Here is a 13,829-nt window from a genome sequence, read left to right on the forward strand (position 1 = left end):
ATCACTTCATATTGATGTCTCCTACAAAAAAGCAATCTAAAAATATAAAAGTTACTCTTCTGATATTAATACCATTACTATTTTTCTTTTTATCAGATTATACTCAGAAAAAATTAGAAGACTTTGCTGCCAATACAGTCAAAGAAATTGCTCTTGGTAAAAATGGAGATGGTTATTTTGTCACTTTTAATAATTTCAATATCAACTGGTTTAAAGGAAAACTAAGAGCTACCGGTATTGTTATTATCCCCAATAAGGAAAAAGAAAAAATTAGTTGGATAAATGGTACGGTGGATACCGTTAAAATAAAGTTACCACAACTTCATAAAATCATTTTCTCTAGAAACCTTACGGTAAAAGAGGTGACACTTACTAAACCCAATTTCCAATTTTTCTGGAAAGATAGCCTTGTTCAAAAAGAAAAAACACAACCAAAAGAAAAGCAGCCAAGTAAAAAGATTGCTGACCGTAAGTCTCCTTTAATACGTTTTAGTGTATTAGGACAAAGGTTAAAACAAATTGGTGCGACTTCTATCAACCTCACAGATATGAAGTTCAATGGCTATCAAATCACAAAAAGTGGTGTACACAAACATGTGTTTCATACTTCTCAAGACCTTCATATATCTGGTATACAATTAATATATGATGAAGACAAAGAAAAGAATATCATCAATGTTGATGAATTGGCTTTTGAGTGTGGGCCATCATTTATGAAGGGTGTCAATGAACTCTATGAATACAAATTTGACAGCATCGTCATTTCAAAAGAAAAGAATATTTTTGAATTAAAAGGGTTGGATGTAAAACCTCAATTATCTGAGCGTAATTTCTTTGAGACTGTCGGTAAACAAACCGACATGATGAGTTTATCCATCGGGTATGTAAGTGGTATTGGTTTTAATGCAGATGAACTTTTCGATCAGAATAAAATTCACCTTAACGACATAAAAATTGATAGCTTACAAGCTCAAATCTATAGAGATAAAAACTATCCTGAAGATACTACTGTAGTAAAAAATCTGCCCAACCGGTCAATACAGGCCTTAAATTATACGATTGCTTTAGATAAATTTAATGTCACTAATAGCTCACTGACCTATAAGGAAAAAAGTAAGGATGCCAACTTACCAGGTGAAATTACACTCACAGATATTACCATTGACGTCCCTACAGTCAACACAGATTCTATTGAAAATATTGCCCTTCACCTTAAATGTAAACTCTTTGGTAAAACACCAACAAGGATTGACTGTACATTACATACCGACAGTACTGCTAAAAACCTTATGGATGTAAAAGGGCATATTGATGGCTTCCCATTGTCTTACTTCAATACATTTACCCATAATAATGCAGGAGTTGTTTTTCAAGAAGGTAGAGCAAGATCTATTGACTTTGATATCGATCTTTATGATCAGGTAGGTCGTGGAAACTTAGATTTTTATTATAACGATCTAAAAATTAAGCTGACAGGAAAGAATGATGAGAAATCTAACTTTGTTGAAAGTATTGCCAACTTTGCCGCCAACAATATGGTCGCTTACAAAAACAACAATCCTGGTCCCAAAGCAAGACATGCTCCCCTATACTTTAAAAGAGTACAATATAAATCTGTCATTCATTATATCATTCATACTATTATGTCTGGTCTAGAAACTTCTGTTGTTGGTACCTATACTCATATTCCTCAGGAAGAACGAAAAGAAACCAAACAGAAATATAAAGACAGAAAAAAAGCAAGTAAGAAGCATAAAAAACACGCTACTCACCAATAAAAGTAAGTACTAGACTTCTTCCTGAAGCTCTATTTCTATGCTCACCTAAGTAAATCCCCTGCCATGTACCTAATAGTGGTCTTCCATTCCCAATAGGAATGCTTACAGACGCACCTAGTGTTGATGCTTTTAGATGTGCAGGCATATCATCAGGACCTTCATAGGTATGCTCATAATAAGGTGCATTTTCTGGGTATACTTTATTAAAATGACTCTCAAAGTCTACTCGAACGGATGGATCTGCATTTTCATTAATCGTCAAAGAGGCTGAAGTATGCTGAATAAATACCTGAAGAATTCCTGACTTACCTCTCAACTCAGGAAGGTGTTCAAACACATCTTCTGTGATAATATGATAACCTCTAGAGTAAGGACGTAAACGTATTGTCTTTTGAATAACCATAATCAATAAATTTTGATCTTGAAATTAAAAAAAGCCAACAGGTTCTACAACCCATTGGCTTCTTATGATACTTAATTTATTATAGGATTATAAACCAAGATCTTTAAACAATGCTACTAACGCCTCTTCTGACGGACGAGGTGCATTAGCATTTTCTACTTTTCCTTTTTTATCTAATAAGATGAATCTTGGAATAGAAGTGATATTAAACTTATCTGTGAATTTAAAGTTTGTACCTAAATGAAGTTGATTTCCATGTAAGTCTTTCTTTTTTACCATTGCTTTCCAAGCATCAGTACTTTGATCTACAGATAGTGAAACAAATACAATATCTTTTCCTTCATACTTTTTCTCAATCTCTTGAAGCGAAGGGATTTCTCTTAAACAAGGTCCACACCAAGATGCCCAAACATCAATATATACGTATTTACCTTCAAATTCTGTTAAGTCTACAGTATTACCTTCTAAATCTTTAAATACATATAATGACTCTTTGTCACCGTCTCCTTTGGGTGTATTTGTAAAACTAAATAGTGTAACTGAGATAATGAGTGCTAAAATTGAGAATAATTTATTTTTCATGTCAAATTGATGATTTATGAATAATTGTACTTTCCTTTTGTTTACATAACGACAAAAATGATACAATTCTTCTATTTTTCACAGTACATTTTTCCCGAATATATCAGAAAACTTCCCGAAAAAGAAAGGCCGGCAAGATAATCTTACCGACCTTTAATGTATAAATCAATGGTATGATTCAAATTATAGGATATCCAATGAACGGTTGATGAATGCCGTTAAGTCAGCTCCCTTCAAGTTACCTTGAGAAAGTTTTGCTAAATCATAAGCATGTTTTACTAACTTATCTTGTTCACCTTCCTTGTCTTCTTTTAAGATACGAGAAACAAACTCAGAGTTCCCGTTGATAGTAATTGTATCACCACCAGGGAAACCACCGAACATTCCCATACCGCCGCCTTGCATAGCAGCCATTTCTTCCATACGACGCATAAACTCTGGCTTAGTGATCATAACTGGAAGCTCATCAGCAGTCATTGCTTCAACTTTAGGCTCCAATTTATCGTCGTTTAATGCTCTCTTGAAGATATCAACCAATTTCTTAGACTCTTCTTCAGTTAAAACTGACTCATTTTTGTCATCAGTTTCTACTAAGTTATTTACAGTATCAGAGTCGATACGCTTCCAAGTGATGTCCTCGAACTTGTGCTCAGTATTGCTGATAAAGTGAGCGTCAATCAATGTATCCATTTTCAATACGCTATACCCTTTCTTCTGTGCAGCTTGAATATAAGTATCTTGAGTACCTTGATCTGTTGAATATAAGAATACGAACTTGTCGTTTTTATCTTTTTGATTCGCTTGGATTTGCTCTTTATACTCTTCGAAGTTGTATAATTTACCATCCAATGTCTCCAATAAACAGAACTTCTTCGCTTTGTCGAAGAATTTATCGTCTGTCATCATACCGTATTTTACGAATAATCCGATAGACTCCCACTTCTTCTCGAAGTTCTCACGATCGTTTTTGTATAAGCTATTTAACTTATCTGCCACCTTACGAGTTACATAAGAAGAAATCTTCTTCACGTTAGCGTCAGATTGTAAGTACGAACGAGATACGTTTAATGGAATATCTGGAGAATCAATTACACCATGCATCAAGCGTAAGAACTCAGGCATGATTTCCTCTACATTGTCAGTAATAAATACCTGACGAGAGTACAATTGAATCTTGTCTTTATGAGGAGTTACATCTTCTTTTACTTTAGGGAAGTAAAGAATACCAGTTAACTCGAATGGGAAATCAACGTTCAAGTGAATCCAGAACATTGGCTCTTCTGACATTGGGTATAACTCCTTATAGAAGTTTAAGTAATCCTCGTCAGTTAAAGATTTAGGATCTTTAGCCCAAAGTGGCTCAGTTTTGTTGATTACGTGTGGCTCAACAATTTCTACGTCTTTTGCGTCGTCACCTTCACCTTCTTTTTCAGTACGCTTATCAACACCAACTTGAATTGGCACTGGCATGTACTTAGAGTAACGGTTTAAAATTTGACGTAAACGAGCTTCGTCCACAAACTCCTCAGAGTCTTCATTTACATGAAGAACGATTGTAGTACCTCTTTCTGCTTTATCTGAAGTTGTGATTTCATATTCAGTAGAACCATCACAAGTCCATTTTACTGCAGGCTCATCTTTGAATGATTTAGTGATTACTTCTACATTGTCAGCGACCATAAATGCTGAGTAGAAACCTAAACCGAATTTACCGATGATTGTAGATGTATCTACATCTTTAAATTTCTCAACGAATTCTGTCGCACCAGAAAATGCTACTTGGTTGATATATTTTTCAACTTCTTCCTCACTCATACCGATACCTCGGTCAGTGATAGAGATTGTTTTCTTTTCAGTATCAACGTCTACTTGGATAGTTACATCACCAAGTTCTCCGTTGAATTCACCCATCGATGCAAGTTTTTGTAATTTTTGAGTCGCATCAACTGCATTCGCCACTAATTCACGTAAGAAAATGTCGTGATCAGAATACAAGAATTTTTTGATGATAGGAAAGATATTTTCAGTATTCACTGAAATAGAACCTTTTGCCGCCATGTTATCTATGTCTTTTTTTAATTATAAATCAGTTTAAAAAACAACTAAAAAAATTGTTTTACAGTTAAGCCTTTTTCCAAATTGTATTCCAATCCGATAAAATATGATTATTTGACACTATTTCTGTCGAATTGTCAGTAGAATGACAATCATATTATATTCTAGGATGAAACTTTTGGTTTTCATTAAAAAAAAATCATAGATTTGTGTAAATGTTATTGGCGTCAATTAGACAGTCAATTATTTTTACAACACAATACTAACAACGATATACTGCTATGCTAATCTATCCATAGTTACTTTGTGTCATAAAAAATAAAACTAAAATAATCTGTCTAATTAATTTAGGCCACTAATATTAAATGAAATACTCTCTTACTAAATGTAATCTAATGGGCTAACCGTTTTGACTGTCACTTTTTAATATTATGTCATTCTAAACGTATAAACATGAATCTAAACTCCACTGTTTCTTGTGTGAGTTATTCCCTATTGGTTTATAGTATTCAATGAGATTTCATATGTCGTAAGATGTAATTACATCTTACCTTTCAAATTTGTATAAGTAGTCACACATCATAATAGAAAGGCTGTTGAATATTTCGACAGCTTTTTTTATGCGTATTTTTTTTGGGGATAGTTCAATTGATAATCGGGTTATTTAATCTTCTTATATCAAGATATTAAAATTAATAGTGTTTTCTCTAAATAGAACTTAAAGTCATTTATAAGTTCTAATAAATTCTAAGATTTAAACAATCCATCACTTACTTTTGTTCGATTAAACAATAATTTGAGATATGTCATTTGAAGAGATAGGAATAAATAACGAGGATCTACTAGAAAAGCTTTACATTTTAGACTACAATGATCCTACACCTATACAAAAGGAAAGTATACCTGTAATCCTCGAAAATAGAGATGTGCTTGGTTGTGCACAAACTGGTACAGGTAAAACTTTAGCTTTTTGTTTACCTATCATTCAACAATTACTTCAGGAGCACACCACACATAATAAAACCGTTTCTACCTTAATATTAACTCCAACAAGAGAGTTGGCTACCCAAATCTCTGAAAATATAGGGAGACTCATCCATCAAACTCCATTAAAACAAGCTGTCATTTTTGGTGGCATTCCTGCTGACAAACAAATTCGAAGGCTAAAAAAAGGTGTAAACATAATTACAGCAACTCCTGGTCGATTAATTGACCTTGTAAAAAAAGGACATATTAAACTGTCACAAGTAAAACATTTTGTCTTGGATGAAGCTGACAAAATGCTAGACATGGGCTTCGTGAAAGAAATCTTCACTATTGAGTCCTATCTATCTCCTACTCATCAAACTTTATTGTTTTCTGCTACCATGCCGAATAAAATTCTTGATGTAGCAAGTAAGTTATTAAATCAACCCCAAGAAATTAAGGTTTCACCAGTCTCTTCAACAGCTGTAGCCATTGATGAAAAAATTTATTACGTCGATCAAAGAAATAAGAAAAGGCTACTGATTGATGTTATCAAGAATAACAATATTAACAACGCACTCATATTCACTAATACAAAGAGAGGAGCAAACTTTATCGTAAAGGCTTTAGGTGAAGCTGGGATTAAAAGTTTAGCAATTCATGGTAATAAATCTCAGGAAGCAAGAACAAAGGCGCTATCCTATTTTAAAAAGAAAAAGATTGACATCTTGGTAGCCACTGATATCGCTGCTAGAGGAATTGACATTGATAGTTTAGATTTTGTGATTAACTATGAAATTCCACCAGCTGCAGAAACTTACGTTCATAGAATTGGTCGAACAGGTAGAGCGGGTAAATCTGGACAAGCAATATCAATAGCAGACGGAACCGAATTAGATAGTCTAAAAAACATAGAGAAGCTAATTAAGCACTCCATTGAAGAAGTGAAAGAACATGACTTTCCAATGATGGAGGCGGAACAAGACCGCAATAGGATGATCAAGAAGAAACAAAAGAATAATAGAAGGTCATCTAGACGATAATTAATCCAAGTGGATATCTTCTATCCTTATTACAGTACCATATGAGGAAGATTCAATAATGGATTTTCCTCCCATGGCATTGGATCTATAGCGTATATTAGCCAAACCGACACCATTCTTTGAAGCATTGACATTGAAACCTATTCCATTGTCTTCATAGAAAATCCTTCCAATATTATTATCAGAAAAGAACTGTATATGTACAGAGTTCGCTTCACTATGTTTTTCTGCATTATAAAGTAACTCCTGTACTACTCTGTAACAATGGTTCAACAGCTCTTTTTTATTTGAGTCAGGCCAATCTACAAATTTGATAAACACACTCATATCATCTGAATTGTACTTTGATGATAAATCGAAAATGGCATCTTCAAAATTTTGTACATCATTAAATGTTGGGGTGATTAAACCATGACTCATTTCCCTTACGGTCTTGATCGTTGAAGTAATTATACTCTTAACCTCTTCCCCATCAAGATGATCTGACTTATTGACCAAAGCAAGGTTCCCTCCTACATAATCATGTAGCTCCCTACCAATTCGGTTACGCTCATCTTCTTGGCCTTTAAGTACTGCTTCAGAATATGCTTTCTCTAATTGTTTTTGTTTTGAGAGCAGTTCAATCCTTTCATCATAAATATTAATCACCTTTTTCATCAGCATGATAAAATAGAATACTGATTCATAACCAATAAATAGGTAATATAAATAGTCTGTATAAATTGACCTTTCGATTAAGCCCAAATGAGGTAATGACACAAAAATAGCAATAACAATCAGTCGGCTTACCAAGACGAAAAACGCATATTTTGCATAGATATTATTCTTCCTAACTGACCTTAATAACAACACAAAACAGATCAGGAAGCTTAACCATGACACGACAACGATCGAAAGGAAAATAATAGCGATCATTGTTGGATTGTCTGAGAATAAGAAAAGTAAAAATGTAATTACAGAATAAATATGGATGAATGGTGCAAACCACTTTAAAACCGCATTGAAACTCGAATTATCATTCCCTATTAGATACTTATAAAAGTAAAGCAATGAAGTGATGTAAGCAATGTTAGCAAAGTGTCTGATATAATAACTTAAGTGATGGTAATTTACATCTAAAAACTTGACAAAAATTCCCAACTCTACTTCTGCAAAGAGTACTCCGCTATAAAAAGATAAAGCATAGTATAAGAAAACATTTTGCCTACTAATGATACCTATTACCAATCCAATGGTAAGCATTGTTAGCACTACTACTCTTAAAATAGTAAGTACATAATTATCTCTCTCGAAATTATTACGATATACTCCAGGATCATATAAATAGATATCTGAATGGGTAGGCCAACCATGTCCTTCCATAAAGAAGTATATTTCTTTGATCTTGTTTGCTTTAAAAGAAAGTGGCACTACATACCCCCGGTAATCTCTAGATTGTTCTGTGGTGTAATAATCTGAGTTCGTCCCAAATGAAAAATATTCAATAGAGTTATTTCCTTCTTCTTTCACCCAAATATGAATATTGGGTATCAACACATAATTAAAATACATCAGTTTTTCTACATCCACTTCACTTTCCAATATTAGTCGATGCCAATTTCCTTTACTAAAAGGTCCTTCTGAAAGGCCATCTAAAGGCACATCATTCCATTCATCAAGAAAAAAAGGATCATTATCTATAAATAACGGTACTTTATCTTGATAAATATCTACAGCATTGGTACAGTTTACAGTTGTTTTTGCAGTATCTACTAAAATGGTTTTTGCTGGTATTGATTGATATTTTAGCAGAAAAAAAATTAAAAGAAAAACATGAAGTATTTTCCTCATTGATCAGATTATTTAGGTTTGGGGAATGCTGGTTGATTTAAACTAATAGATTGTCTATTGCATATTTAATTACATCCGCTTTGTTATCAAGCTCTAATTTAATTTTAATGTTTCGTATGTGAGTTTTTACCGTTTCGAGACTGATAAAAAGCTGTTCAGAGATTTCAGCCATACTTTTACCTGTTGCCTGTAACCTCAATACTTCTTCTTCTCTTGGTGAGAGAAACAATTGATGTATATCTTGTTGTTGAAGAAGCATTTCTAAACTTGGTGAGAAAAACTTGCCTCCTGCAACAATCGTTTTTATTGCATCTATAAAATTATCTGGATGGTCATCTTTAAGGATATATCCATTGACATTAGAATTCATCGCTTTCTTTAATAACGACTGTTTCTTATGCATTGATACTATCAGAAAACGCTGATTCTCGAACTGTTGCCTTGCTCTTTTGATAAACTCATACCCTTTCATCTGAGGCATATCCATATCAACAAGTACTATGTCATACTGATCCAATGGTTCATTCAGAGCATCTAGTGGATTGTTTATAATCACAACAATAGCATTAAGTCTTTTCTGTAAAAATTGCTCTATACCTATTGAAAAAAGAATGTGATCATCAACGATTAAAATTTTTGGTGTAGGCATGCTGATGTTTTTGAAAGTTGAAGAATAGATAGAAATAGAAATAATAGTAGTAACATAGATTTTCGTTAATAGCTGTAAATATACTTATTTTTTATTTACCACTATGTTATTCAAGTGCAATTTCTAGTAAATCAACGAAAAACAGACTAATCATTCGAATGAACAATCATTTACAATTCCTTAAAACCTATTCACAATTCAGCAATATATTTTTCTCTTCAGCTTCCTATATTGCAGAAGAATAAATAAAGCTACGGATATGAAAAAAAACAAACACAAAGAAAACAATTACATCAATAAGTTTAATGACGCTATTAAAAACCTTGAGCACTTTGACAAGGACTTGGCAAAAGAGCAATACATCTCAATCTTAAAGAAATTCAAATAAAAAAAAGTGACCGATGCGTACATCGGTCACTTTTTTTTCATCTAATATATTAAGTATAAAACTAATAATTCTTGATATCGTCGAGCTTAAACCCTAATAATTGGTGTGTTCCCAATAATAACATCGTAAGCCCTATTAATGATCTCACCTTATCGTATGGGAAAAGTTGATTGACAACTAGAAACATGGCAACAAACAAAACAACAATGCCTACAACGAAAGTGATATGCTTAAGCATTGATGCTTTCTTCATCTGTAAGGCATAGCTCAGGCCGTAAATAGCCTTTATCATCAGCCAGAATCCCGTAAAATACAATAAAGTTAATCGATTACCTGCTGCAATAATTAAAGCTAATCCCATAAATATATCATTGAGACTATTCAAAGCACTTACACCCCAACTATAAATCTGATCTCTATACTTAGTATTTATATAAAGTTCAATAGCACCTGCAGGAATTAATAAACTCGCAAATATTGGCGTTAAAGAAAACTCTTTGCTAAAAGGTATCACTAACAACAGGGTACCAATAATCAGGTATGATATTCCTACAATAGAAATAACATTTCGAGAAGATGATAAGAACCTGCTTTGTTTGAACATGACCGCTTTCATTTAATTCTTATTGATTTTACCTATTTATTAACGTAAGTAGGTTGGATTAGTTTCTTTTTCAAGACTTTTAACAAAGGTTTAACGTCAAACATATCTTCTCAATTGTCTCATTTACTTTAATTTGAAATTGTGAAGCATTTGTTAGATCTTACGCATTGTTGTAATGAATAGATCATCAATCACTTCATACTATGAAAAATATTCTTCTCCTGTTATTACTATCTACTTTTTTTATTGGATGCACAACACCTACATCACCAAACAATCATAATGATTATGATGCAAGTTTAGCATTAAAGTATGGTGCTGATGATTACGGTATGAAAAAGTTTGTAATGGCATTTTTAAAGAAAGGTCCGAACAGGAACCTCTCAAAAGAGGACGCATTCCAACTTCAGAAAGCTCACTTAGAAAATATCAATAAAATGGCAGAAGAAGGAAAATTAGTACTCGCAGGACCTTTTTTCGGAGATGGTGATATTAGAGGAATCTATATATTTGATGTGGAAAGTATTGAAGAAGCAGAAGCATTAACAAAAACAGACCCTGCAATTCAAGCAGGTAGTCTAGTGATGGATTTAAAAGAGTGGTACGGATCTGCTGCAGTAATGGCAATCCCGGACCTTCACAAAAAACTAGAAAAGAAAAATGTTACTGAAGGAGAAAGATAATTTAATGTTCTATCTATCAGAACAACTAAACCCTTTTGAAATTAATGATTTATTCCAACTTTGGAATAGTGTATACCCTATGCAATTAGCTTATAAAGATCTTGATTGTATTAGGGAATATTTGACTGCATTACATCATAAAAAACATATTCTTGTAAAGACTCCAACAAATAAAGTGATCGGTTGGTTCTTTAGCTTTGAAAGAGATGGTGAAAGATGGTTTGCTATCCTTATCAACAATGAATATAAACGAAAAGGTTTAGGGAGTGACCTGATAAAACTAGCCAAGAAGCAATTTGCTCCTTTAAATGGATGGGTAATTGACCATGAAAGATATTATAGGCTAGATGGAGAAAAATATGTATCACCATTGGCATTTTATCTAAGACATGGGTTTCGTATAGCCACTGATGTACGTTTGGAAATACCTACTTTATCAGCAGTAAAAATTCATTATCCTTAGCCATAAAAAAATCCCTGTTTAGAAGTACTAAACAGGGATTTTATATTAATTACTAATCAATGATTAGTCCTCTAAAGCTGCGATACCAGGAAGAACTTTACCTTCCATTAATTCTAACATTGCACCACCACCTGTAGAGATGTATGATACTCTGTCACCGAAACCTAAAGTGTTTACAGCAGCAGCAGAATCACCACCACCGATTAATGAGAACGCACCAGCTTCAGTAGCTTCAGCCACTGCAGTTGCAACAGTAGTAGTACCGTTAGCAAAGTTAGCCCATTCAGATACACCCATTGGTCCGTTCCAAAGAACAGACTTAGATTCTTTGATAATTTTTGAGAATTCCTCAGCCGCTTTTGGTCCAATATCAAGACCCATGTAACCGTCTGCGATTGCATTAGAATCGTAAGAAGCTACAGCTGCATCTTCACCGAATTTATCACCACAAACTGAGTCAACTGGTAATAACAAGTTTACACCTTTTGCTTTTGCTTTTTCGATCAATTCTAAAGCTAAGTCTAATTTATCTTCTTCACATAAAGAGTTACCGATAGTACCACCTTGTGCTTTGAAGAAAGTATAAGCCATACCACCACCGATAATAATATTATCAGCAACATCCATAATACGCTCAATTAATAAAATCTTATCTGATACCTTAGCACCACCCATAATTGCAGTGAAAGGACGAGCAGGGTTTTCAGTAATTTTCTTAGCGTTTTCTACTTCTCTACCCATTACGTAACCAGATACTTTATCTTTTACGAATTTAGCGATAACTGCTGTAGAAGCGTGAGCTCTATGTGCAGTACCGAAAGCATCCATTACCCAAACATCACCACGAGAAGCTAGTTTCTTAGCAAATTCCTCGTCACCTTTCTTCTCTTCTTTGTAGAAACGTAAGTTGTCCAATAACATTACTTCACCTGGTTGCAAGTTTGCAGCCATTTCGTCAGCTTCAGCACCAATTGGATCACCACCGAATTTTACATCAATACCTAATTTTTCAGATAAAGGAGCAACGATGTGCTTTAACGAGAACTTATCCTCAAAACCATCTTTTGGACGACCCATGTGAGACATCAAGATAGCAGATCCACCATCAGCAACGATTTTCTTAACTGTAGCTACTACTGCGTTGATACGAGTAAAGTCACGAACTGAAAAATCTGGATTTAAAGGTACGTTCAAGTCAACACGTACAACCGCTTTCTTACCTTCGAAATTATAATTATCGATAGTTTTCATATTAATAAACTACGTTTAATAGATATAATGTGATTTTTTAAATTGCGGATGCAAACTAGACTTATATTTTCATTAAAAAAATGACTAAAATCAGAGGAAAAAAATTATTCGATAAAGCGTAAAAAGGACGATTTTGATTCTATTAGGCTATATTTTTTATAAATTGTTAATCAGAATAGACCAATCAAACAAAATGAATCAATTTTAAATGATGAACTTAAACGATTTTCAAAAAATTCCATCTCAAAAAGGTCGTGTAGCAATTGTTACTGGGGCCAATATTGGATTAGGTTTAGAAACTGCCAGATATTTAGCTCAAAAAGATATTACCGTTGTACTTGCCTGTCGAAACTTACAGAAAGCAGAAGCAGCATTATTGGATATCAAGAACTCTTACCCTACAGCAGATTTAGATATCCTAAAAATAGATTTAAATGATCTCGATTCAGTACATACTTTTACTGAACAATTTTCTCAGAAATATCAGCGGTTAGACCTTCTTATAAATAATGCTGGTCTAATGATTCCGCCATTACAACGAACGAAAGAAGGATTTGAAAGTCAGTTTGGGGTAAATTATGTTGCTCATTTTTATCTCACTCAATTGCTTTTACCACTGCTAAATAATACTCCTGAGGCAAGAATAGTGAACCTCGGAAGCTTAGCTCACCGCCAAGGAAAGTTAGATTTTGACAACCTTAATGCCGAAAAAAGGTATGTAAAATTCGAAGCTTACTCATTGAGCAAATTAGCCTGCGTGATGTTTACGTATGAGTTACAACGTAGACTTGAAAAAGAAGGAAAAAGTACAATTGCAGTAGTGGCTCACCCCGGTGGATCCATGACGAATTTAGGACAATATGCTCCACAATTCATCAATAATATTGTAGAGAAAATAGGTGCACCATTTCTTAATTCTTCCAAAATGGGTGCATTGCCTACTGTTTATGCTGCATTAGGTGCAGATATAAAAGGAGGTGATTATACCGGTCCTAATGGATTTACGGAGATCAAAGGAAGTAAAGCGGTAAAAGTAAAATCAACAAAGTATTCTCATCGTATTGATTTAGCACAAAGACTTTGGGAAGAAACCGAAAAAATGATTCAAGAAACTAAAGTGAGTCAATAGATATT

At 33.6% G+C, this 13,829-nt stretch carries 13 protein-coding genes; 6 read left to right on the forward strand and 7 right to left on the reverse strand.

Annotated elements, in window-relative coordinates; translation table 11 throughout:
- Positions 1 to 14 precede the first annotated feature (14 nt).
- Positions 15 to 1,778, forward strand: coding sequence for a DUF748 domain-containing protein (locus tag HGP29_RS07990; RefSeq protein WP_168881843.1), 1,764 nt, complete (start codon positions 15 to 17; stop codon positions 1,776 to 1,778).
- On the opposite strand, the gene HGP29_RS07995 is transcribed toward HGP29_RS07990, so the two are convergent.
- The 3 genes from HGP29_RS07995 to htpG form a co-directional block, all read right to left on the reverse strand.
- Positions 1,765 to 2,184, reverse strand: a complete 420-nt coding sequence (locus HGP29_RS07995; protein WP_168882094.1) for a secondary thiamine-phosphate synthase enzyme YjbQ — start codon at positions 2,182 to 2,184, stop codon at positions 1,765 to 1,767. The two genes, HGP29_RS07990 and HGP29_RS07995, sit on opposite strands and share 14 nt — an antisense overlap.
- 84 nt (positions 2,185 to 2,268) lie before the next feature.
- Entirely contained in the window at positions 2,269 to 2,763 is a 495-nt protein-coding gene (locus HGP29_RS08000) for a TlpA family protein disulfide reductase (protein ID WP_168881844.1), read from the reverse strand.
- Between the two features lie 183 nt (positions 2,764 to 2,946).
- On the reverse strand, positions 2,947 to 4,821 hold the full coding sequence (htpG, locus tag HGP29_RS08005) for a molecular chaperone HtpG (RefSeq protein WP_168881845.1): 1,875 nt from the start codon (positions 4,819 to 4,821) through the stop codon (positions 2,947 to 2,949).
- A gap of 800 nt (positions 4,822 to 5,621) precedes the next feature.
- Here htpG and HGP29_RS08010 point away from each other — a divergent pair.
- Complete coding sequence (locus HGP29_RS08010; protein WP_168881846.1) at positions 5,622 to 6,827, forward strand: DEAD/DEAH box helicase; 1,206 nt, start codon at positions 5,622 to 5,624, stop codon at positions 6,825 to 6,827.
- Here HGP29_RS08010 and HGP29_RS08015 read toward each other — a convergent pair whose 3' ends face one another.
- Together HGP29_RS08015 and HGP29_RS08020 are read right to left on the reverse strand one after the other, a co-directional pair.
- The gene (locus tag HGP29_RS08015; RefSeq protein WP_168881847.1) at positions 6,828 to 8,657 is read right to left on the reverse strand and encodes a sensor histidine kinase; all 1,830 of its coding nucleotides are present in this window, start codon (positions 8,655 to 8,657) and stop codon (positions 6,828 to 6,830) included.
- 37 nt (positions 8,658 to 8,694) lie between these two features.
- Positions 8,695 to 9,306: a response regulator gene (locus HGP29_RS08020; protein WP_168881848.1), complete on the reverse strand. Its 612-nt coding sequence runs from the start codon at positions 9,304 to 9,306 to the stop codon at positions 8,695 to 8,697.
- Between the two features lie 259 nt (positions 9,307 to 9,565).
- Between HGP29_RS08020 and HGP29_RS28990 the strand changes: the two genes are divergently transcribed.
- Positions 9,566 to 9,694 (forward strand): hypothetical protein, encoded by a 129-nt coding sequence (locus tag HGP29_RS28990; RefSeq protein ID WP_262889525.1) that lies wholly within the window; start codon positions 9,566 to 9,568, stop codon positions 9,692 to 9,694.
- Between the two features lie 61 nt (positions 9,695 to 9,755).
- On the opposite strand, the gene HGP29_RS08025 is transcribed toward HGP29_RS28990, so the two are convergent.
- Positions 9,756 to 10,298, reverse strand: coding sequence for a DUF308 domain-containing protein (locus tag HGP29_RS08025; protein WP_168881849.1), 543 nt, complete (start codon positions 10,296 to 10,298; stop codon positions 9,756 to 9,758).
- Positions 10,299 to 10,501: 203 nt separating this feature from the next.
- Between HGP29_RS08025 and HGP29_RS08030 the strand changes: the two genes are divergently transcribed.
- Together HGP29_RS08030 and HGP29_RS08035 are read left to right on the forward strand one after the other, a co-directional pair.
- On the forward strand, positions 10,502 to 10,981 hold the full coding sequence (locus tag HGP29_RS08030; RefSeq protein ID WP_168881850.1) for a YciI family protein: 480 nt from the start codon (positions 10,502 to 10,504) through the stop codon (positions 10,979 to 10,981).
- The gene (locus tag HGP29_RS08035; protein WP_168881851.1) at positions 10,959 to 11,444 is read left to right on the forward strand and encodes a GNAT family N-acetyltransferase; all 486 of its coding nucleotides are present in this window, start codon (positions 10,959 to 10,961) and stop codon (positions 11,442 to 11,444) included. The genes HGP29_RS08030 and HGP29_RS08035 overlap by 23 nt, the downstream gene beginning before the upstream one ends.
- A 63-nt stretch (positions 11,445 to 11,507) precedes the next feature.
- Here HGP29_RS08035 and HGP29_RS08040 read toward each other — a convergent pair whose 3' ends face one another.
- A complete protein-coding gene (locus HGP29_RS08040) occupies positions 11,508 to 12,695 on the reverse strand; it encodes a phosphoglycerate kinase (protein ID WP_168881852.1) in 1,188 nt (395 codons plus the stop codon).
- A gap of 208 nt (positions 12,696 to 12,903) precedes the next feature.
- Between HGP29_RS08040 and HGP29_RS08045 the strand changes: the two genes are divergently transcribed.
- On the forward strand, positions 12,904 to 13,824 hold the full coding sequence (locus tag HGP29_RS08045) for an oxidoreductase (protein ID WP_168881853.1): 921 nt from the start codon (positions 12,904 to 12,906) through the stop codon (positions 13,822 to 13,824).
- Positions 13,825 to 13,829: the final 5 nt, after the last annotated feature.

This window comes from Flammeovirga agarivorans (assembly GCF_012641475.1).
In the GTDB taxonomy this organism is placed as follows: Bacteria; Bacteroidota; Bacteroidia; order Cytophagales; family Flammeovirgaceae; genus Flammeovirga; species Flammeovirga agarivorans.